The 21,010-nt window shown below is 53.5% G+C and carries 24 protein-coding genes, 1 pseudogene and 1 riboswitch; of the genes and pseudogenes, 8 read left to right on the top strand and 17 right to left on the bottom strand.

The features are described 5' to 3' along the window. Position 1: 1 nt before the first annotated feature. Genes WFO64_RS08185 through crtB form a run of 4 tightly spaced genes read left to right on the top strand, consistent with a single transcriptional unit; the run spans position 2 to position 4,845 of the window. Positions 2 to 1,297, top strand: a complete 1,296-nt coding sequence (locus WFO64_RS08185; protein ID WP_337010604.1) for a glycosyltransferase — start codon at positions 2 to 4, stop codon at positions 1,295 to 1,297. Beyond that, the gene (gene crtY, locus WFO64_RS08180; RefSeq protein WP_337010602.1) at positions 1,284 to 2,444 is read left to right on the top strand and encodes a lycopene beta-cyclase CrtY; all 1,161 of its coding nucleotides are present in this window, start codon (positions 1,284 to 1,286) and stop codon (positions 2,442 to 2,444) included. The genes WFO64_RS08185 and crtY overlap by 14 nt, the downstream gene beginning before the upstream one ends. Next, positions 2,441 to 3,919 carry a phytoene desaturase gene (locus tag WFO64_RS08175; RefSeq protein WP_337010600.1) on the top strand — a complete coding sequence of 493 codons (1,479 nt, stop codon included), beginning with the start codon at positions 2,441 to 2,443 and terminating at the stop codon, positions 3,917 to 3,919. The genes crtY and WFO64_RS08175 overlap by 4 nt, the downstream gene beginning before the upstream one ends. Beyond that, a complete protein-coding gene (gene crtB / locus WFO64_RS08170; RefSeq protein ID WP_337010599.1) occupies positions 3,916 to 4,845 on the top strand; it encodes a 15-cis-phytoene synthase CrtB in 930 nt (309 codons plus the stop codon). The genes WFO64_RS08175 and crtB overlap by 4 nt, the downstream gene beginning before the upstream one ends. Here crtB and WFO64_RS08165 read toward each other — a convergent pair. The 3 genes from WFO64_RS08165 to WFO64_RS08155 all read right to left on the bottom strand — a co-directional run bounded on the left by WFO64_RS08165 (position 4,784) and on the right by WFO64_RS08155 (position 6,754). Continuing rightward, complete coding sequence (locus tag WFO64_RS08165) at positions 4,784 to 5,311, bottom strand: sterol desaturase family protein (RefSeq protein WP_337010597.1); 528 nt, start codon at positions 5,309 to 5,311, stop codon at positions 4,784 to 4,786. The two genes, crtB and WFO64_RS08165, sit on opposite strands and share 62 nt — an antisense overlap. A 314-nt stretch (positions 5,312 to 5,625) precedes the next feature. After that, positions 5,626 to 6,075 carry a fimbrial protein gene (locus tag WFO64_RS08160; protein ID WP_337010595.1) on the bottom strand — a complete coding sequence of 150 codons (450 nt, stop codon included), beginning with the start codon at positions 6,073 to 6,075 and terminating at the stop codon, positions 5,626 to 5,628. 409 nt (positions 6,076 to 6,484) lie between these two features. After that, on the bottom strand, positions 6,485 to 6,754 hold the full coding sequence (locus WFO64_RS08155) for a hypothetical protein (RefSeq protein WP_337010593.1): 270 nt from the start codon (positions 6,752 to 6,754) through the stop codon (positions 6,485 to 6,487). Positions 6,755 to 7,071: 317 nt separating this feature from the next. Here WFO64_RS08155 and WFO64_RS08150 point away from each other — a divergent pair, with 317 nt between their 5' ends. After that, on the top strand, positions 7,072 to 7,614 hold the full coding sequence (locus WFO64_RS08150) for a DsbA family protein (protein ID WP_337010591.1): 543 nt from the start codon (positions 7,072 to 7,074) through the stop codon (positions 7,612 to 7,614). A gap of 245 nt (positions 7,615 to 7,859) precedes the next feature. Then, positions 7,860 to 8,273 (top strand): ASCH domain-containing protein, encoded by a 414-nt coding sequence (locus WFO64_RS08145; protein WP_337010589.1) that lies wholly within the window; start codon positions 7,860 to 7,862, stop codon positions 8,271 to 8,273. Between the two features lie 9 nt (positions 8,274 to 8,282). Here WFO64_RS08145 and WFO64_RS08140 read toward each other — a convergent pair whose 3' ends face one another. The 8 genes from WFO64_RS08140 to WFO64_RS08105 form a co-directional block, all read right to left on the bottom strand. Next, complete coding sequence (locus tag WFO64_RS08140; protein WP_337010587.1) at positions 8,283 to 9,251, bottom strand: HesA/MoeB/ThiF family protein; 969 nt, start codon at positions 9,249 to 9,251, stop codon at positions 8,283 to 8,285. Positions 9,252 to 9,260: 9 nt separating this feature from the next. Further along, positions 9,261 to 10,019: a thiazole synthase gene (locus tag WFO64_RS08135; RefSeq protein WP_337010585.1), complete on the bottom strand. Its 759-nt coding sequence runs from the start codon at positions 10,017 to 10,019 to the stop codon at positions 9,261 to 9,263. 2 nt (positions 10,020 to 10,021) lie between these two features. Then, entirely contained in the window at positions 10,022 to 10,219 is a 198-nt protein-coding gene (gene thiS / locus WFO64_RS08130; RefSeq protein WP_337010582.1) for a sulfur carrier protein ThiS, read from the bottom strand. Continuing rightward, complete coding sequence (locus tag WFO64_RS08125) at positions 10,203 to 11,147, bottom strand: FAD-dependent oxidoreductase (RefSeq protein WP_337010580.1); 945 nt, start codon at positions 11,145 to 11,147, stop codon at positions 10,203 to 10,205. The genes thiS and WFO64_RS08125 overlap by 17 nt, the downstream gene beginning before the upstream one ends. Positions 11,148 to 11,280: 133 nt before the next feature. Beyond that, a riboswitch (TPP riboswitch) is annotated at positions 11,281 to 11,400 on the bottom strand. A 139-nt stretch (positions 11,401 to 11,539) separates the two neighbouring features. After that, entirely contained in the window at positions 11,540 to 11,857 is a 318-nt protein-coding gene (locus WFO64_RS08120; RefSeq protein ID WP_337010578.1) for an ArsR/SmtB family transcription factor, read from the bottom strand. A gap of 16 nt (positions 11,858 to 11,873) precedes the next feature. Then, on the bottom strand, positions 11,874 to 12,992 hold the full coding sequence (locus WFO64_RS08115; RefSeq protein WP_337010576.1) for an alkene reductase: 1,119 nt from the start codon (positions 12,990 to 12,992) through the stop codon (positions 11,874 to 11,876). A 259-nt stretch (positions 12,993 to 13,251) separates the two neighbouring features. Then, entirely contained in the window at positions 13,252 to 14,145 is an 894-nt protein-coding gene (locus WFO64_RS08110) for a hypothetical protein (RefSeq protein WP_337010574.1), read from the bottom strand. A 31-nt stretch (positions 14,146 to 14,176) separates the two neighbouring features. After that, on the bottom strand, positions 14,177 to 14,416 hold the full coding sequence (locus WFO64_RS08105) for a hypothetical protein (RefSeq protein ID WP_337010572.1): 240 nt from the start codon (positions 14,414 to 14,416) through the stop codon (positions 14,177 to 14,179). A gap of 196 nt (positions 14,417 to 14,612) precedes the next feature. Between WFO64_RS08105 and WFO64_RS08100 the strand changes: the two genes are divergently transcribed. Continuing rightward, entirely contained in the window at positions 14,613 to 15,161 is a 549-nt protein-coding gene (locus tag WFO64_RS08100) for an AAA family ATPase (protein WP_337010570.1), read from the top strand. 14 nt (positions 15,162 to 15,175) lie between these two features. Here the strand turns inward: WFO64_RS08100 and WFO64_RS08095 are convergent, their stop codons facing one another. The 3 genes from WFO64_RS08095 to WFO64_RS08085 form a co-directional block, all read right to left on the bottom strand. Then, the gene (locus tag WFO64_RS08095; protein WP_337010568.1) at positions 15,176 to 15,604 is read right to left on the bottom strand and encodes a GFA family protein; all 429 of its coding nucleotides are present in this window, start codon (positions 15,602 to 15,604) and stop codon (positions 15,176 to 15,178) included. A 163-nt stretch (positions 15,605 to 15,767) separates the two neighbouring features. Then, positions 15,768 to 16,406, bottom strand: a complete 639-nt coding sequence (locus tag WFO64_RS08090) for a LysE family translocator (RefSeq protein WP_337010566.1) — start codon at positions 16,404 to 16,406, stop codon at positions 15,768 to 15,770. A gap of 196 nt (positions 16,407 to 16,602) precedes the next feature. Further along, positions 16,603 to 17,112 (bottom strand): GNAT family N-acetyltransferase, encoded by a 510-nt coding sequence (locus WFO64_RS08085; protein ID WP_337010564.1) that lies wholly within the window; start codon positions 17,110 to 17,112, stop codon positions 16,603 to 16,605. Between the two features lie 63 nt (positions 17,113 to 17,175). On the opposite strand from WFO64_RS08085, the gene WFO64_RS08080 reads away from it, so the two are divergent. Beyond that, complete coding sequence (locus tag WFO64_RS08080; protein ID WP_337010562.1) at positions 17,176 to 17,754, top strand: helix-turn-helix domain-containing protein; 579 nt, start codon at positions 17,176 to 17,178, stop codon at positions 17,752 to 17,754. 413 nt (positions 17,755 to 18,167) lie between these two features. Here the strand turns inward: WFO64_RS08080 and WFO64_RS08075 are convergent, their stop codons facing one another. From WFO64_RS08075 to WFO64_RS08065, 3 genes and pseudogenes are all read right to left on the bottom strand, one after another. Next, positions 18,168 to 19,199 carry a methionine synthase gene (locus WFO64_RS08075; protein WP_337010560.1) on the bottom strand — a complete coding sequence of 344 codons (1,032 nt, stop codon included), beginning with the start codon at positions 19,197 to 19,199 and terminating at the stop codon, positions 18,168 to 18,170. 27 nt (positions 19,200 to 19,226) lie between these two features. Beyond that, a complete protein-coding gene (locus tag WFO64_RS08070; protein WP_337010558.1) occupies positions 19,227 to 20,210 on the bottom strand; it encodes a DUF1852 domain-containing protein in 984 nt (327 codons plus the stop codon). 609 nt (positions 20,211 to 20,819) lie between these two features. Beyond that, positions 20,820 to 20,977 (bottom strand): annotated as a pseudogene (locus WFO64_RS08065) (type VI secretion system contractile sheath large subunit); the annotation flags it as partial. Positions 20,978 to 21,010: the final 33 nt, after the last annotated feature.

The raw sequence follows: 21,010 nt of genomic DNA, 5'->3' as shown, positions 1-21,010 counted from the left end.
CATGAGCCACTTTGCGGTCATTGCACCGCCCTTCTACAGCCATGTGCAGGCACTTCAGCATCTTAGCCAGGCCTTGATCGCACGCGGACATCACATCACTTTTATCCAGCAGACCGACGTGAGCGCACTCCTCACCGACAGCCGGATTGACTTTTTCCCGCTGGGTTTAGCCTCGCATCCGGCGGGGAGCCTGGCGCATACGCTGAAACTGGCGGCGCATCCTCTTGGCCCCTCAATGCTGAAACTGATCAATGAGATGGCCAGCAGCACCGATATGCTCTGTCGCGAACTGCCCGTGGTGCTGAGCGCCCTGGCGATTGATGGTGTGATCGTCGATCAGATGGAGCCTGCCGGTGCACTGGCGGCAGACGCACTGAACCTGCCTTATGTTTCGGTTGCCTGTGCCCTGCCGCTTAACCGTGAAGCGGATTTCCCGCTGGCCGTAATGCCATTTGACTATGCCAGCAGCGATCAGGCGCGCGAACGCTATCGCACCAGTGAAAAAATCTATGACTGGCTGATGCGCCGTCACGATCGGGTGATCGCCCGCAACGCACATGCGATGGGTTTATCGCCTCGGGAAAAACTGCATCACTGTTTTTCACCACTGGCACAAATCAGCCAGTTGATCCCGGAACTGGATTTCCCCCGCCGGGCGCTGCCCGATCATTTCCATTCGGTTGGCCCGCTGCGCGCAGCGGAGCCGGCACCGGCCGCCTCACAGCCACGCTACTTCCCGCATGGCGACAGACCCCGCATTTTTGCTTCACTTGGCACACTGCAGGGGCACCGCTACGGCCTGTTTAAAACCATCGTCCGCGCCAGCCAGGAGATCGACGCACAGTTATTGCTCGCGCATTGCGGTCGGCTGTCGCCGTTTCAGGCGGAGAAACTGGCGCAGGCCAGCCATGTTCAGGTCGTCGATTTTGCCGATCAGTCTGCTGCACTGGCGCAGGCCGACCTGACCATTACTCACGGTGGCATGAATACGGTGCTGGATGCGATTAACTATCTGACGCCGCTGCTGACGATCCCGCTGGCCTTTGATCAGCCGGGTGTGGCTGCACGCGTAGTCTGGCACGGTATCGGACGTCGCGCCTCGCGCTTTACCACCCGTCATTCGATGGCCCGACAGCTCCAGACCTTACTGTCTGATGATAGCTATCGTCGGCAGATGAAAACGCATCGCACCGCACTTCGTCAGGCGGGCGGAACCCCCCTGGCGGCGGACATTGTCGAGAAGGCTATGGTGAGCCGCAGACCGGTGCGCACCGGGAGAGACTATGCCACGGTATGATCTGATTCTGGTGGGCGCAGGGCTGGCTAACGGGTTGATCGCCCTGCGCCTGCGCCAGCAGAGGCCATCCCTGCGCCTTCTGCTGATTGATGCTGAACGTGAGCCGGGCGCCAATCACACCTGGTCGTTTCATGCGGACGATCTCACCGAAACGCAGCATCGCTGGATCGCTCCGCTGGTGGTTCATCACTGGCCTGGCTATGCGGTCCGCTTTCCGCAACGCAGCCGTACCCTGAACAGTGGCTATTTTTGCGTGACTGCGGAGCGCTTCGCGCAGGTCATCCGCGATAGGTTTGCGCCGGATCTGCTGCTGAATACCCGGGTTGCGAGCATCGCTTCACGCGCGGTCACGCTGGACGATGGCCGGGTGCTGGAGAGTGACGCGGTGATCGATGGCCGTGGCTACCAGCCCGATGGTGCGCTGCGCATGGGCTTCCAGTCGTTTGTCGGACAGGAGTGGCAACTTAGTGAGCCTCACGGCCTGACCGCACCAATTATCATGGATGCTACGGTGGATCAGCAGGCAGGCTATCGCTTTGTCTACAGCCTGCCCTTTTCCGCAGACACTCTGCTGATTGAAGATACCCACTATATTGATAACGCCACGCTGGAAGGCGATCGCGCCCGTCAGAATATCCGCGACTATGCCGCGCAGCAGGGGTGGCGGTTAGACCGACTGCTGCGCGAAGAGCAAGGCGCGTTGCCAATTACGCTGACCGGCGACGTGGCCGCCTTCTGGCAGAAACGCGATCTCCCCTGCAGCGGATTGCGTGCTGGGTTATTCCATCCCACCACCGGCTACTCACTGCCGCTGGCGGTGGCGCTGGCTGATCGTCTGGCGCAGATGCACACTTTTACCTCTGAGACCCTGCACGCTACCATTCAACAATTCGCCAGTCATACCTGGCAGCAACAGCGCTTCTTCCGCATGCTGAACCGTATGCTGTTTCTGGCGGGTCCGGCTGACCAGCGCTGGCAGGTAATGCAACGTTTTTATGGCTTGAATGAAGATCTGATCGCCCGTTTTTATGCGGGAAAACTCACTTTGCCTGATCGGCTGCGCATTTTAAGCGGCAAGCCCCCGGTCCCCGTTCTGGCGGCGTTACAGGCTATTATGACTCCTCACCGTCAACAGGCGATGCAATGAATAGAACGACAGTAATTGGCGCAGGCTTTGGTGGTCTGGCCCTGGCAATTCGCCTTCAGGCGTCAGGCATTCCCACACGACTGCTGGAGCAGCGTGACAAGCCGGGCGGCCGGGCTTATGTCTATCAGGATCAGGGCTTCACGTTTGATGCCGGCCCGACGGTGATCACCGATCCCAGCGCTATCGAAGAGCTATTTACCCTGGCGGGTAAAAAGCTCTCTGATTACGTTGAGCTGATACCGGTGAAGCCTTTTTATCGCCTCTGCTGGGCATCCGGCAAAGTATTCAGCTATGACAACGATCAGCCCGCGCTGGAAGCACAGATTGCCGCGTTTAATCCGCGTGACGTTGAAGGCTATCGTCGCTTTCTGGCCTATTCCCGAGCGGTCTTTGCTGAAGGCTATCTGAAGCTGGGCACCGTGCCGTTTCTCTCGTTCCGCGACATGCTGCGGGCCGCCCCTCAGCTGGCAAAACTTCAGGCGTGGCGCAGTGTTTACAGCAAAGTGGCAAGTTACATTGAAGATGAGCATCTGCGTCAGGCTTTCTCTTTCCACTCGCTGCTGGTGGGCGGAAATCCGTTTGCCACCTCGTCAATCTACACTCTGATTCATGCGCTGGAGCGTGAATGGGGCGTATGGTTCCCGCGCGGTGGCACGGGTGCGCTGGTGCAGGGCATGGTGAAACTGTTTGAAGATCTGGGCGGCGAAGTGGAGCTTAATGCCAGCGTTGCCCGGCTGGAGACCCAGGAAAACAGGATTACCGCGGTGCACCTGAAAGATGGCCGGGTCTTCCCGACGCGCGCAGTTGCCTCCAATGCTGACGTGGTTCACACCTACTGCAAACTGCTGAGCCAGCATCCCGCTTCGCAGGCGCAGGGACGGTCACTGCAGAACAAACGCATGAGCAACTCGCTGTTTGTGATCTATTTTGGCCTGAATCATCATCACGATCAGCTGGCGCACCACACGGTCTGCTTTGGTCCACGCTATCGTGAGTTGATTGATGAGATCTTTAACAAAGACGGTCTGGCAGAGGACTTCTCGCTCTATCTGCATGCGCCCTGCGTTACCGATCCCTCACTGGCGCCGGAAGGCTGCGGCAGCTACTACGTGCTGGCGCCGGTGCCGCATCTCGGTACTGCCGATATCGACTGGGCCGTTGAGGGTCCACGCCTGCGCGATCGCATTTTCGACTATCTGGAACAGCACTATATGCCAGGACTGCGCAGCCAGTTGGTCACGCATCGCATCTTCACGCCGTTTGATTTCCGCGATGAGCTGAATGCGTATCAGGGCTCGGCTTTCTCGGTGGAACCAATCCTGACACAAAGTGCCTGGTTCCGGCCTCACAACCGCGATAAGCATATTAATAATCTCTATCTGGTCGGTGCAGGTACCCATCCTGGCGCGGGTATTCCCGGTGTGATTGGCTCGGCCAAGGCTACCGCAGGCTTGATGCTGGAGGATCTGGCTTGAATAGTCCGTCACTGCTCAATCATGCCGTAGAAACCATGGAAGTGGGCTCGAAAAGCTTCGCCACCGCATCGAAGCTGTTTGATGCCAAAACCCGACGCAGCGTGCTGATGCTCTACGCCTGGTGCCGTCATTGTGATGATGTGATTGACGATCAGGTGCTGGGATTCAGCAACGATACGCCGTCGCAGCAATCTGCCGAACAGCGCCTGGCGCAGCTGGAGATGAAAACGCGTCAGGCCTATGCGGGATCGCAGATGCATGAGCCCGCCTTTGCTGCCTTTCAGGAGGTGGCAATGGCATACGATATTCTGCCCGCTTATGCTTTTGATCATCTCGCAGGCTTTGCGATGGATGTGCATGAGACGCGCTATGAGACCCTGGATGATACGCTGCGCTACTGTTACCACGTGGCGGGCGTGGTTGGCCTGATGATGGCGCAGATTATGGGCGTACGCGACAACGCCACGCTGGATCGCGCCTGCGATCTTGGTCTGGCGTTTCAGCTAACCAATATTGCGCGCGATATCGTTGAAGATGCTGAAGCGGGACGCTGCTATCTGCCCGCAGCGTGGCTGGCTGAAGAGGGGCTGACCCGAGAGAATCTGGCCGACCCGCTAAATCGCCAGGCCCTTAGCCGCGTTGCCCGTCGGCTGGTGGAAACGGCAGAGCCCTATTATCGATCGGCGTCGGCTGGCCTGCCGGGTTTACCGCTGCGTTCAGCGTGGGCGATTGCTACCGCAAAACAGGTCTATCGTAAAATCGGTATGAAGGTGGTCCAGGCGGGTTCACAGGCGTGGGATCAGCGTCAGTCCACCAGCACGCCAGAGAAACTGGCACTGCTGGTGGCAGCATCGGGTCTCGCGGTTACTTCCCGGATGGCGCGTCACGCTCCACGCCCCGCTTGCCTCTGGCAGCGCCCCGTTTAACACCGTGACGTTCTCGCAGCGTCGCCTGGAGTTTTGACAGAGGCGGTGCATAGAGAAAACCAAACGAGACACAGCCCTCTTTGCCACGCACCGCATGATGCATGCGGTGCGCCATATATAATCTGCGCAGATAACCGCGGCGCGGAACATAACGAAATGGCCAGCGCTGATGAACCAGGCCGTCATGCACAATAAAATAGAGCAGGCCGTAGAGCGTCATACCCGCGCCGATCCACTGCAGCGGCCATACGCCCGTGCTGCCCAGGTAGATAAGCAAAATCGACAGGCCGGCAAACACCACAGCATAGAGGTCGTTAACCTCAAACCAGCCTTTATGCGGTTCATGATGTGAGAGATGCCAGCCCCAACCCCAGCCATGCATAACGTATCTGTGTGCCAGTGCAGCCGTTATCTCCATTCCGATAACGGTGACCAGAACAATCAGGGCATTCCAAATCCACAACATAGTTTCTCCCGAACACGCATCCTGCAAAGTGGCGCAGAGGTTCAATTTTAACAGAGATTAGACAAAACAGTGGGTCGGGTGTGCCGGGTTTTAACGATTGTTGCAGATGATGAACCAGATTGAGGGTACGTCAGCGCTTAAGCGGTGAAGTGTGGCTTAGTTCGCGTGAATTACACGGCCCGAACCCGTGATGCACAGTCTGAAGACCTTAGTTATAAACCGGGTTGAAGGTCACGGTGCTGTCCGCTTTACCCGTCATAACCTGCACGTCAGTCTTAATAGAGTGAGTGTTAAACGCCATTGACATCGCCTGATTAGGTGATGAGACCGTCGTCAGCAACGGCAGTTGATCGGTCGTGACATTCAGCGGTACCCGCTGACCTTATGGATTCTGCAGGCCCATCTTTATCACCATCGAACCGCTCAGCCACGGTTTTCACCGAGGAAGGCCAATCCTTTACAGAAATCGTAAATGGCGTTTCGGTCGTTTCACTGCGTTTTTCGAAATAAGTTTTCGCCCATTTACCTGAATTAACGATCTGATTTTTACGGGTACGCGAAATGGCACAGGAGATAGCGGTAGTTTCACCGGTAAATGGCACGCAACCACCGGCACCCTGGGTGCCCGTTGATGCTCCCGGATTAATCGTGATCGGTGATATTCCTCTACAAGTGTTGCTCATGCGGAACCAGAAATCATAAGCCCAGCCAGCGTCACGGGCATAGGTCGTTTTCTGGTATTCATTAAACCTGTCTCTTTTCACAACATACAAACTGGCTAAAATTAGCTACCTGAGGGAGAGATATGTATTTATAGCCATGCGACAACATCACAACATGGTCTTATTATATTGATGCTACATTGATGCAAATAATCTATTCGAATGATAAAAAAGTCGTTGAGTTATCTAAACAGAAAATAGATCCACGACGTTTACTGATCAGAGTTAATTTTCACAGCATTCAGGAAATACTATCCTCAGTCCTGAAAAAATTATCATTAACGTTAGTATTTGTTGATTCCAGAATGGCAATAAATTGGCGATAGATCGACAAACAAGGCGGGCGTAACTGTTTTGATCGAGGGAAACGATCATTCATCGTGCTGACCCAGCGCCGCCACAACAGGCTCTTCGAAGTGAGGATTTATCCTGCCGCGAGCCAGTCAGCGACCTAAAGCAGATCGTGATCCATCGGGGTGCGAAAAGCGTGACGTGCGGCAACCATTAACTGACTGGCTGTAACGGAAGTGGGTAATCGCAACAGAATTTTGCTCGCCTGCCAGTAACAGAGCACCATGACTTCATCCTCCTCATTTTCAGCCAGTTCATGCAATCGGGCGCGAAGTGACAGCACATCAAGGGTCTGCTGTTCATCCAGCATGTCTGAGATCGTCTGATTGATGACGCGATGGAGAGTTTTCCAGGTGAGACCGGTATGCAAAATTAACCTCTTCTAACGCCCATCGACTCAGGGCAGACAGGCAGCAAGGAAGTAGCAGACATGCCCTGGTAATTTGAGAAAGCAAACTCTGCTGGTAACTATAGCTGCTCATCAGCGGCGATGCAGGGCCAGCTGTTGAGAATGCCAAAGCCGATAATTCTAACGATTAATGGTACTGCCTGTCGCCTGTTACGCGCAGGTCAGCAACTGATTGCTGAATTTTGTAACAATTGCGGCTGATTCTTAACTGGCTGAAGTGAGTAGGATTTGCCAGAGTAAATACCCTTTTCTCCCCGATAATCGCTAAGGAGTTGCCAATGAGTCAGCACGCTGATGCACTGGTATGGGGCCACGGCCCCATGATATTTGAAGTCTTTCTGGAACCTACCTGTCCTTTTTCGGTCCGCGCATTCAATAAATTCGACGCTTTACTGGCGCACGCGGGTGAAGAGAAGATCACGCTGAAGATCCGTCTGCAGTCACAACCCTGGCACCTCTATTCAGGATTGATTGTGCGCTATATCCTTGCCGCCGCATGCGAAAGTAAAGCAGCGGCAAAGAAAGTGATGCAGGCGGTGGCCGATCATCGTGAAGAGTTTGAATTCACCGATCATTGCACCGGACCTAACCGCGATGCCACGCCGAATCAGATTCTGGCCCGCCTGAAAGCGTACAGTGGCGTGGATGCCCTGGCCGCGTTTGATCAGCCTGATTTGCAGAACGCCATTAAATGGCACTGCAAATATGCCCGTCAGAACGGCATTCATGTGTCACCAACCTTTATGGTTAATGGCCTGGTACAGCCCGATATCAGCAGCGGGGACGACATTGAGCGCTGGGCGAGTTTTTTGATTAGCTAATTTCTGGTGTGTGTCGGTGGCAGGCGTAGCTTTCAGCGTCAGCGATTCGGACGACCTCACTATTTTGATAATTTTGCCTGTTTTCCGGCAGGGCGGCCGGTTAAGCTGTGCCACTATTTGCAGAACAACGGCAGAGAGTAACCTGCCGTGGTGACTGCTGCTATTTATCTAACGATGCCGCTGGCCTGCGTTGCGATAACCTCAGGTTATGTCTGGCGCGCCCGCATTGATTCGAGGACTTTCTGATGGCAATGACGCTGGAACAACTGCGAGATAAATACCCTGACGCGATGGTCGACACGTTTGGTGACTCCCCTGAACTCGCCAGTGAGCTGACCACACTGATCATTGCCGGCAAAAAAGTCGCCAGCTGCGGTTCACTGCGTAGCTGGCAGGAGCAGGAAAGGTTGCCTCAACCGGGTGGTTACAGCATCATCCTGAATCGCGAACAGCAGCCGGTCTGCGTGCTCCGCACCACCGGGCTGTTCCTGACGCGCTTTGATCGCGTGACGCCAGAGATGGCGATGCTGGAAGGCGAAGGCGATCTCAGCCTCGATTACTGGCGGCAGGAACATCAGCGCTACTTTCAGCGCGCAGGCTATTTCCACACTGAAATGGAGTTGATCTTCGAGACATTTCAGCTGGTGGAGGTGATTTAAACTGACATGCTAAAGCATGTTGGCCGCCATCAACGCCAGCCGCGTTATCCCACGGGCGGCAAGGTTTTCAGCCGCCTGTGCCGCACGCATTCCACTGGTGCAAACCAGCACTACACGCTGATCGGCAGGCGGCTGCCAGGACGCTATCTGCTGCGGCAGAATCCGTATCACCCGATCGGCCACACTGACCGGCGCCTCTTCCCGACTACGCAACTCCACAATGCAATCTTCCTCCGTGAGCATGAGTCGATCGATAAAAGGCGTGCCCGGCACGTCCGGCTCGGGCGCATCGTCAAAGCGGAACGGCCGCACGTGCCAGTCAACAAAATCGCAATGAATCATGCAGCCTAGCGGCGATGGCGTCAGTTTTAATAAAACACTCAGCGCCATCTGCGCCTGCATTGCGCCCAGCGTTGCCACCGCAGGTCCCATCACGCCTGCGGTGTTGCAGTTACCCGAGACCACGGGTAACTGCGGAAACACCGCGCGATAGCTGGGCGCACCGCCACAGAATCCACCGACATAGCCTTTACGTCCCAGCACCGAGGCGCAAATCAGTGGCAAACCTCGCGGAGAGCAGGTGTCGGAGAGCAGATAAGTGATAGCAAAGTTATCCGCCGCATCCACCACCAGATCGATCCCCTCCAGCACCTGTGGCAGTTCACTGGCGTTCAGCTGTTGTGGATGCGCTTCCACCTGACAGTCTGGATTTCGCTGCCCCAGCGCACGCTGGACGCAAAACACTTTCGGCTGCCCCACATCGTCCACCCCAAACAGCGTCTGCCGATGCAGGTTATGCAGTTCAACCCGATCGCCATCGTAAAGGCGAATAAAACCTACGCCTGCGCCTGCCAGTAAGGGCAGCAGCGTCGCGCTAAGCCCGCCCGCCCCCACCACCAGCACCCTTGCGCTGCTCAGCCGTTGCTGGCCCGCTTCACCCATTTCCGGCAACATTGTCTGTCGCTGATAACGTGACATTGCCACTCCTTATCTGAATTGTGCCAGGCCAAAAACTGGCGTGGAGGCTGACGCCATATCGCGCTGCTCCATCAATCCTGCCTGAAACGCCTCGTGCCCCCCGTAGATCGCGGCGGCAAAGGCACCCGACATTCTCACTGGATCGCGCGCTTTTGCCACCGCAGTGTTAAGCAGCACGCCATCGAAACCCATCTCCATAGCCTGTGCCGCCTGGCCTGGTGCGCCGATCCCTGCATCAATAATCAGCGGTATATCTTTAAACCATGCACGCATAGTGCGCAGCCCCTCGATATTGCGCAGCCCCTGGCCTGAACCAATCGGCGCGCCCCAGGGCATCAGCACTTCACAGCCCGCTTCCAGCAATTTTTCGCCCACAATCAGATCATCGGTGGTGTAGGGAAAGACCTGAAATCCGTCAGCGCAGAGAATGCGCGCGGCTTCAACCAGCGCAAACGGATCGGGCTGTAGTGTGTCGGCATGGCCAATCACTTCCAGCTTTATCCATGTTGTATCGAACAGTTCACGTGCCATCAGTGCCGTCGTCACTGCCTCTTTCACTGTGTGACAGCCCGCGGTATTGGGCAGAATACGTTTATTGAGCCGTTGCAGTAGCGTACGGAACGCCCCGCCCTCGCTGCCTTCCCGTCGCAGGCTGACGGTAATAATCTCCGCACCAGATGCGTCTATCGCCTGATGCAGAATGTCCGGTGATGGATAGCCAGCGGTACCGAGCAGAAATCGGGATTGCGGAACAAACTGGTAGAACATGATCAACCTCCCTGCATGGGTGACAGGATTTCCAACTGGTTTCCCGCCTCAAGCTGCTGGCTGGCATAACAGCTGCGCGGCACAAACTCGCCGTTCAGCGCGGTGGCGACCGTGCGCGGATCAATCTGCTGCTCCTGCAACAGCTCAGCCAGCGTATTTGCACCGGTTTCAATCGTGCGGCCATTAAGTTCCACTCGCATAACTAATCTCCTGAGTGAGTTGCAGCATAAGTTTTTCAGCCATAATCGGGGCCAGCAAAAAACCGTGGCGGTAAAGCCCATTGAGGAAAAAACGGCCATTTTCGTAGCGGACCTGTGGCAGGTTCTGCTGATAAGCGGGCCGGAGACCGGTGCCGCTCTCTGTGATCCGAGCTTCTGCCAGCGCCGGATGCAGACTATAGGCGGCGCTGAGCAGCTCCATCATTGCCCTGGCGCTGATCGGGCTGCTGTCGTGGCTTTCAACCATGGTCGCACCCAGCATGAAGTGGCCACTGGCACGGGGCACCAGATAGCAGGGGAAGCGCGGGTGGAGAAGCCGGACAGGACGGGAGAGCTGAATTTCGGGCGCGTGCAGGATGAACATTTCGCCACGCACTGCACGCAGTGACGGCTGCTGGTCAGCAGCGTGGATGCCACGGCAGTCGATGATTTTCCCGCTGGGTTTACCACTGTGAATGGGCACCCCCGCCTGTTGCAGCTTATCGTGCAGTTGCTGCAACGCGCGGCGCGGATCGAGATGCGCCTCGCCGGCGAAAAACAGGCCGCGGGCAAAGCGGTTTTCCAGCGCCGGTTCAACCTCACCAGGCGCGACCCACTGATGCTGCTCCGTCATGCTGGCGAAGCGCGTCAGTTCGCGGCTGTCGCGCGGCGGCGCAACCACCAGCGTGCCCTGCTGCTCCACGCCCTCTACACGTTTCGCCCACCAGCTGGCAGCGTGCTGGCCCCATTCGATCACCTGTGGAGGTGCACTTTCTGCTTCGCACCAGGGCGCGAGCATGCCCCCTGCCCAGTGCGAGGCCGCACGGCAGTCAGGCTGAGTAATGATTTCAACGGTTTCTCCCTGTTCCGCCAGCAGCGTGGCGACACAAAGCCCGGCAACGCCGCTGCCGACCACCGACCAGCGGCTCAAAATGTCCACCAGACAGCAGAAGAGAGATTCAGGATTAAGTGGGTCACATTCGCCTCGTTATCAGTTAACGAAGACCCGTGATACCAGAAGGGAAAAGGCAAGAGCGGCGCGACTGCACCCTTGCGGCAAGTATCTGATGAGATACCCGTCTTCCTACGCCAGTATCAACTGGGTCAGGTTCTAAGGGTCGCTAAGCCGCGCGGTGCGCTATTAGCCTCTCAGTCTCTCTGGCGAGACTCCCCTGACGGGTTTAGTTGTAAGGTAAGCAGGCAGTTTCGTCAAGCAGACTGCATGGAACAGAGTCAGAAAATCGGGGAGACGTTCAGGGTCTGGCTGTCCGGGCAAACCTGCAATGGCAGCCCGGTCAGGCAAAGGTATTGAAAATGCCGTCGCTACAAAAGCGCCTGCAGCGATTGCGTCACCGCTTCGGTGACTTTGCGAATACGTGGTTCGACGCGGCGATAGTAGGTCCATTTCCCCACTTTACTGGCTTCTACCAGCCCTGCGCTCTGAAGTGCTTTCAGGCATAACGAGGTGGCGGGCTGTGATAAGCCCGCCTTGTCCTGGATGAGACTGGCACAGACGCCATACTGATCGAAAGGATAGAGCTGGGAATAACCCGCAAACGCTTCGTCAGGATTTTTAAGCCACTTTAGCACTGCCACCCGGGTTGGGTTAGACAGTAGCTTCAGGGCATTTTCGGGGGACATGCCGCCTCACAGAACATCAGGATAGGTAAACAGGATAGTCAGTATAGCCTTTCTCACTGCCGCCATACAGGGAGGCGTGATCGACATCATTCAGCGGAAAGCCTGATTTAATCCGCGCCGGCAGGTCAGGATTAGCAATAAATGAGCGGCCAAAACCAAACAGGTCGCCCCAGCCTTTTTCCAGCATATGCTGTGCTTTTTCTGCCGTGTAACGACCTGAATAGATAATCGGTGAGCGAAACGTTTCCCGTAGCGCAATACGGAAACTCTCAGGCATATCCGGACTGTTATCCCAATCCGCTTCGGCTATTGAGAGATAGCAAACTTCCAGTTCGTTGAGCAGTTGCGCGGCACGGATGTAAGTCGCGTGGGGATCGCTTTCGACCAGTCCGAGATAGACGCGCTCTTCGTCGGTACTTGAAAACAGCGGCGCAAACCTGACGCCAACACGGTGGCTGCCAAATACCGAGCTGACCGCCTCAACGACTTCACGCAGAAAACGCAGACGATTCTCAGCTGATCCACCATATTCGTCCGTACGGAAGTTAGTGTGCTCAGAGATAAACTGGTTAATCAGGTAACCGTTGGCGGAGTGCAGTTCCACGCCGTCGAAACCGGCTGCTTTGGCATTCTCTGCTGCCCGTCGGTAGAGTTCCACGATCTCTTTAACTTCAGCGGTGGTCAATTCCCGTGGTGCGCTGGGCGCAGTTAATATCCCGGCTCCTGGCCCTGTTTCAATAAATACCCGGACGTTATCGGCTGTCATGGCTGAAGGCGCAACGGGTGCCTGCTTGCCTGGCTGAAGTTCATTGTGCGAGACGCGACCAACATGCCAGAGCTGACAGAAAATCGTGGCACCTTCCTGATGTACCGCCTCTGTGATCTTTTTCCAGCCGGCAATCTGCGCGTCGCTGTGGATCCCTGGCGTCCAGGCATAGCCTTGCCCGCGAGGCTCAATCTGGGTGCCTTCGGTGATCATCAGTCCCGCGCTGGCGCGCTGGCGGTAATATTCCACCATTATATCGCCGGGAATGTTGCCCGGCTGTTCGCTGCGGCAACGCGTCAGCGGCGGCAGTACTATGCGGTTCCGAAGTTGAAGATTACCCAGATTCAGGGGGGTAAAAAGTGACGACATGACTAAAAATCCTCTGATATGTGAAGAGGTGGTATTATATTTACACATTTAAATTTGTAAATGTGTAATCTCTCCTTTTTTCCTGGGATGGTTGAGATCAGAAAGACAGTTTCAGGCTGGGTCGTTAAATAGTACTGTAATAACAATAAGTAATTGCTGGTCGTGAGGGGATAACGTCAGTCTGGCTATCCTGCAAATGCGGCTCTGTGGCGCGTTTCTTAGCCACGAGTGTACCGTCACTTGCAGGATTATAGCGACATTATAAAGCGTATTTTTCAGTGAACGCCTGCCACTGCTGGCGATAAACCGCCAACTGCTTTAGTGCGGCATCGATAGAGGGCTGTGCTTTGTTGTGCGGGTTAGGCGTGGCACGGATCACGTCGGCAAAGGTGTTAAATACAGCATTCATGTCACTGCCCGACTTTGTCGCCTCCATCATTCTGGCCAATTCAATCTGTGGCCGCGCAGTGCCGCTTTTTACCTGGTCGAGGTCATCACGCGCACCCGCCACGATTTCGCTGGTGCCATATTGATGCGCGATATCCAGCATCTGCTGCGCCCCAAGCAGCAATCTCTCTTCCCGGAATGCCACTTTACTGTCGATCATCTCATCAACAATACCGGTCGCCTGGTCCCGCTTATCCTCCGGGACATATTTCTCAATCAATTTGTGCAGTTTCACCTGCGTAAGCGTCATTGCCATCGCTTCAGAGGTATCACTGTCATCGTACTGATTACGCCCCACCTGACCTTCAGCCAGTACCTGATGAAGCGCGCTCGCGAAGTCATCCATGCTGACCTGGGTGTTATCTGCCGTCATGTCCAGCAGCGGCCGGAATGTCCTGGCATCCCAGCTGGTATTGGGGTCATTAAACAGCGCATAGCCAAGGTTGAACGTCGGCCCCTGGCTGGCTGACTTGCCCCTCACCAAATCTTTCAGATCTTGCAGGTTTTCAGTCTGCTGTTCCGCTGAAATGGGCTCAGGCACGACCTGCATCAGGCGATCTCTCGCCTCCTGAGAGATCACCACTACGGTGTCAGGCAGCGTTTTCCCGGTAATGGATTCGGTTTTGACGTTTGGAGATAATTTGATTGTGCTGGAAGCGACAGAGTCTCTTGTCACCCCATCGGTAAGTCCATTGATTAAAGCCATAATGCCCTCTACGGTTTTTTTGGTTGAACAATTAATCGGCAAGATGTAACCAAACTTTACCGAAAACGCTCATGGAACGGCGGGCTTGACGTCTGAAAAGTTTATTTCTCTCTGCCAGACGCTGTTTGGACACTCTGGCTGTGGTGGCATCACGGTAACCATTTATGATCCAGATCGGGATCCTGATGGCACTGCAGCAGACCTCGTTGCCCATATTATTGGCAGCATTACGGACGATATCTGATTCATCAGGCTGGCGTTTTTTATTCACAGGTTGATCTTAATCGCAGATACTTTGTCTGCTTATCACACGCCTGACGGCGATGACTATGAAGTTAATTATCGGTGGATAACCGAACTGGGGTGGCAACACATCATCTTAGAATGTCAGATTATGTCGGATAGCGTTAAAGTCAGCAGAGCATAACGCACGCATATTTTTATAAGGATAATGCAGAGGAAACGTTGTGAATCATGCACTTTCTTTAGAGGCGCTTGGGCCACGCATTTGTATTATTGGCCCGTCGAACAGCGGAAAATCCACCTTAGCTGATGCAATTTCGCGCAAAACGGATTTACCGGCGGTTCATCTTGATCAACTTCACCATTTTCCGGGCAGTCACTGGATTCCCAGAGCACAGGCAGATTTTTTTCAATTACACGCGGAGGCAGTGCGTCAGGAAAAGTGGGTTATGGAGGGTAATTACACAAAATGCATTGAAGCGCGCCTCGCTCGTGCCACAGGATTGATTCTTCTTGAGGTAAAAGTGCCCGTGGCACTGCTACGGTATATCCGCAGGTGTTATTCATCCAGGCCCCGAATTGGCGGTCTCGGGGTGAGCAGCGAGCATGTGAATCTGGCGATGCTGAAATATATTATCCTTACTGCTCCGCAGAATCGAAAGCGCCATAAGACGCTTTACGACCAGGCCAGCCTGTCAAAACTTCTGCTTCATTCTCCGGACGATGTTAAAGCCTGCTCTGAATACTGGGGCTTAAAACTGACGCATCACTAAGAAAAGTGCTGCGATTAATCAAGTAGCTTCAGGCTTGTTAAAAGAGATTTCAGAGACTGAACGGGTCCGGCATGATTTGTCTCTGAACGGGTTGAGTCCCAGGGCATGGCGTCATCGGTACAATAATCCCCGATGCACTGCATATCGGCAGAATCATTCAGTAATCCAACCGGAAGCCACACATAGGGCCTGTCACGCAAGCGGTTAGGCACTGTAGAGCCACAGCTGGCACAAAAATCGTTGCGATAACCTGTCGGTTTACGCCATGAGCTTATCTGGCTTTCACCTGATATCCAGGTAAAGTCACCCTCTTTTACTAACGTTGCCAGGTTAAAGCCGGTCCCGCTCTGCTTTCTGCAAAGGGAGCAGTGACAGCGGTAATAAAATGCAGGGGTGACTGATATTTCGAAAATAACGGTTTCACACAGACAGGTGCCTTTCATTTCATCGCCTTGTTGGTTCGAATTCAGAGATTGCCTGAAACATGACTGCTTGTTGCGCTAACTTCTTTAGGGTCAGATGAAGGGCTATCGGGCCCGCATCAATACAACCCGACGCTGGCTCCCTGCCGGATCGGTTGCGTTTGCAGACAACCCCCCGTACCCATTAAACGAACCTGGCAGGGCTGAAAATCAGTTTCAGCCCTGCCAGCGTAAAGCAGCAGGCTAAGAGCGCATCAAGTCCGCGTCGAATGCGACGGTAAAACGCGCTCATCACGGCGGTTGAGAACAGCAGAGCGTAACCGCCGAACACAACCACGCAAATCGCCGCACAACCGCCGATGAGTAAAGGTAGCGTCGGGGCGGCCCCATTCGACTTCAGCGCAAACGACATCATTGCCACCCAGGTAAGAATCGCTTTAGGATTGCCGATATGCATCAGGATACCCTGACCGAACAGCCTGCCATAAGCGACCCGCTCGTCGCGGGTTTTAAAATCGCTGCGCTCACTCCGTCGTAAAGCAGACTTCCCGGCTTTAAACGCCAGCCATAGCAGATAAAATCCTCCGCCAATTTTCAAAACAATCAGCAACTGTGCGAAGGTGTTCAGCACAGTCAGGACGCCGCACGCTGCGAGCAGCGCCCAGAGCATCGAACCACTTACGACACCCGAAGCCAGCGCCAGGGCGGCACCTCTGCCCTTTTTCATTGCCATCCCCATTATCGCCATATTACTCGGTCCAGGACTGGCAGTAGCGACAAAATAGGTGGTGAAGATCAGGACTAATTCGTTCGAAAACGCCATCTTTTATTTCTGCGATAAGGGATGATCAACCAGTTATATCGGTTAGCGCAGTAATTTACTATTACTTCACGCATTTCAGGTAATCTGCGTAAAAATCGATATAACAGGCTGCGATTCAACGCAGCCAGCATCCCTGTCCTGCTTAATTCACGCCGTCATGCTGCCCGGCACAGCAATCGCTTTCAATAGCCAATGGTCAGGGATCTTTGCGGTCATCCAGACGAAGCTGCAGAAACGTCAGATCCAGCCAGCGCCCGAACTTAGTTCCAACCTCTGTCATTCTGCCAGCTTCTGTGAATCCCAGTTTTTTATGCAGTGCAATGGAGACCCTATTTTCGGATTCAATACCCGCCACCATCACGTGCTTTTTGCCCTCACAGGCAAGCTGGATTAGCGTCCGCATCAGGGCGTCTCCCATGCCTTTTCCTCTTGAACTTTTATGAACATAAACAGAATGCTCAACCGTGTGACGGTATCCATCCCAGGGACGCCAGTCACCGTATGAAGCATATCCCAGCACGGTATCATCATCGTCTGCTGCCACAATCACAGGAAAACCAGCCTGCTGACGGCTGTTTATCCATTCGATGCGGTTAGCCACGTCGACGCGGCTTTCATTCCAGATGGCTGTAGTGTTAAGCACTGCATCGTTATAAATTTCCGCGATAATTTCAGCATCGCTTTCATTTGCCGCACGAATAATCATGATGGACACCCCTTTGCACATTTACTAAAGTAGATGAATTGTACACTATGATAGTTATCCATTATGTTAGATGAAATGTCCATCAAAGAAGACAGCCTGAATACGCGTATCGGTCAGAAGGTGAAAGCGGAAAGAGAAAAACGCGGCTGGTCACTCACTGAGCTGGCTGATAACTCAGGTGTGTCTCGGGCGATGATCCACAAGATTGAGCGTGGTGAGAGCAGCCCGACAGCTGTTCTGTTAGCGCGCCTCTCAGGCTCTTTTGACATGACTATCTCACAACTGCTTGCCCAGACCGAAGTGCAAACCGGGACGCTGGTCAGACACGAAAATCAGCCGGTATGGCAGGATCCTGAAACTGGCTATCTGCGTCGCCACGTTTCACCGGGAGAGATGCCGGTCGATCTGGTCAGTGTCGATCTACCGGCAAATACCGCTGTGCCGATGCCTGCTATCTCCTATGTTTCCAGACGTCAGCTGATATGGGTGCTGGACGGCGCACTGACCTTTGAGGCGGGTTTAATTACTTACGAGATGTCAGCGGGTGACTGTCTGGAACTGGGCGATCCGGCTGATTGCGTCTTCAGAAATAAAACGAATGATGCCTGTCGATATGCGGTTATTGTACTGCGGCCCGTCTGAGGACGGTCTTCAGCATAAATCCGTGTGAGACATCTTCATCAATCTCACAGATGATCTCTTCACCGCCTGTCGTCCGGTCGGCCTGATTATGCAGTACTGTGCCCCGATCCGACGGCAGATAAAGCACCACACTGCTGGCAGCAGAGCAGGATGGTCGATAATTTTTTCAGCAGCAATTGGCGAGATAGGCGAGAGAACAGATAGGTCACAATAGCGGAAAAGAGTGAAGCGACTGCAACTGAGGAAAGCAGATCCCTGGAGAATTCTCGGGATGAGTAATGGAGCGTTGACTCTGCAGCGGCACTTATCGCTCTGCCCATTAACGCCAGGCTGAGGGGTTTTGACTCAGTCCGGCGTTTGATCGTATTTCGATAATCAAATCGCCAGCCGGACTGAATCTGCTCTGGAAAAGATTATCTTCCCAGAATCTCTCTGCGGACAATCTCTGCGCCAGCACTTAACGCATGCAGTTTGCCATTCGCAACCTGACGGGGGAGTGGAATCATGCCGCAGTTGGTAGAAGGATAGAGATTTTCAGCATCCACAAACTGCAACGCCTTGCGCAGCGTACTTGCCACTTCTTCAGGTGTCTCAATTGCCTGGGTTGCCACGTCGATGGCACCGACCATCACTTTTTTACCGCGAATTAACTCGATCAAATCCATCGGAACCCGCGAGTTCTGACACTCCAGTGAGACAATATCGATAGCCGAGCGCTGCAATTTTGGGAAAACTTCTTCGTACTGACGCCACTCTGTACCCAGCGTCTTCTTCCAGTCGGTATTCGCTTTAATGCCATAGCCGTAGCAGATGTGAACGGCGGTTTCACATTTCAGACCTTCGATGGCGCGCTCTAACGCGGCAATACCCCAGTCATTCACTTCATCGAAAAAGACATTAAAGGCAGGCTCATCAAACTGAATAATATCAACGCCCGCTGCCTCTAATTCTTTGGCCTCCTGATTCAGAATTTTTGCGAATTCCCAGGCCAGCTTTTCGCGACTTTTATAATGATTATCATAAAGGGTATCGATCATTGTCATCGGCCCCGGTAACGCCCACTTAATCGGCCGATCGGTCAGCTGACGTAAAATCTTTGCATCTTCAACAAAAACAGGCTTCTGACGTGATACTTCTCCCACCACGGTCGGGACACTCGCATCATAGCGATTACGAATACGAACCACTTCACGCTTTTCAAAATCCACGCCGCTGAGGTGCTCGATAAAAGTCGTAACAAAGTGCTGACGGGTCTGCTCGCCATCACTCACAATATCAATACCGGCCCGTACCTGATCGTCCAGACACAGACGCAGCGCATCTCTTTTGCCGTCAATTAACTCGTCGGCCTGCAACTTCCAGGGTGACCAGAGTACCTCTGGCTGCGCAATCCACGAGGGTTTAGGCAAGCTGCCCGCAGTGGATGTCGGTAATAAGGTTTTCATAGCAGGTGACCTTCTATTTTTAATTAATCAAAGAACGGATTCAGCAGACCATTGCGCGAGAATTGTCTGATTAGGCTTAATGAAATGCGCCTCAGTAAACCTGCCCTGCTCAACGGCCAGTCGGCTGCGCTCTTCGCGATCGTAAACAATCCGGGTTAAAGAATAATCCTGATGCTGCAGCGTTGGCTGATAGCAGTGTCCGGCTGCAGAATTCGCATTATAAATTTCAGGGCGATAGATTTTCTGGAATGTTTCCATGGTGCTGATGGTACTGATCAGTTCAAGATTGGTGTAATCGCTGAGCAGATCACCATGGAAATAGAATGCCAGAGGCGCAACACTTCCCTGCGGCATAAAGAAACGCACTTTCAGGCCCATTTTCCCGAAGTAAAAGTCAGTCAGCGAAGGTTCATCTTGCTGATATTCAATACCCAGTACCGGATGCTGATTACCGGTACGCACGTAGGTATTTTTACTTGATACACTCAGGCATATAACCGGTGATTTACTGAAGTTTTCTTTGTAAACCGCTGAGTTAACAAAACTTTTAAAAATGATGCCATGCAGCTGGCCAAAATCATCAGGCATGTTGAATTCGGTCTGCCCTTTGTTATGCTCTGCCAGCACAACGCTAAAATCATAATCACGCACGTAGGATGAGAAGTTATTCCCGACAATACCCTCAATGCGCTGACCGGTTTGATGATCCACGATATATGTTTTTAAAATCTCAATCGCCGGGAACGACTCGTCGTTGCTACCGGCACGAAGAGTCAGCTCAGCAGAAATAATTTCAAGTTCCACAGAATACCGATCGCCCTTTGGGTTGTCCCAATGCGCCAGCGCGTTAAAACGATTATCGATCATCACCAGGGCATTGCGCAGGTTCTCCTGACGCTTTTCGCCGCGTGCTAAATTGGCAAAGTTAGTTGTCGCCCGCGTATTTTTAGAAGGGTTATAGTTTTCGTCGAAACGAATGCGCTTGAGGTTAAAAGCTAAATCGTTGTTCATCGCTATCGGGTATCCTGGTCGTTGATATGATTCGTTGCTTCAGGGTTATGCAACTTTACTATCCCTTAACAAACATTCATATGACTCAAAGTTATTAACAATTCTTACTTTATGCCTGAATACCCGGTTGAAAAAAAGTGATTAAATCTCAACGAACATGAAGGAAATTCATGTTCGGCAGTAAAGGTTTTTTATGAAGCAGCGCGCCTTCATGCGTCCGAGGTAAAAAACGGATGTTAAACAGCCTGGAAGATCATGCGCTATAGCAGGTGATATCAGAGGCGCTGTTATCTTGCCTATTCCACGATCGGGCACGTCAAAAGTCCAGTTATTCAGTTAGCGGAATTCAATTGATTTCCGCCCGAAGACCCTTATGGACCCATACGGGCGCAGCAACTGACCGAACCTGATAACCGCAAAGAGTGGCAGCTAAATTTTAAAAAAATTCTCACACATCACGTTATCTGCGCCTGATTTTATAGAGAGATTGCAGACTGTCTCTTTGCTCAGTTTGCACATAACGCTGTCACGCCTCGAATGCGGCAGGTGTGAAGCAGGTCCGGTGGATGCCAGCGCCGCGGGCGGTTTGTTACCTTCAACAAACAGCGGTATCGCCTGTGCGTCCTGCCAGATGTCCAGCGCAATCAGTTCAGAGACCGGATCAAGATTGATTTTTTCAAAAAGGGACGCATAAATCCCGGCTGCTGGACGTTCTGACACCACACTTTCGCCACCCACGGCATTCTCATTTTAACCGACATCAACATCTTTCCTGGTAATCCGTTAAAACATCGTGACCG

This window comes from Pantoea sp. AS142, assembly GCF_037152305.1.
Classification (GTDB): domain Bacteria; phylum Pseudomonadota; class Gammaproteobacteria; order Enterobacterales; family Enterobacteriaceae; genus Pantoea.
The sequence above is the reverse complement of the archived record's forward strand: the minus strand, read 5'-3'. Positions and strand labels throughout refer to the sequence as shown.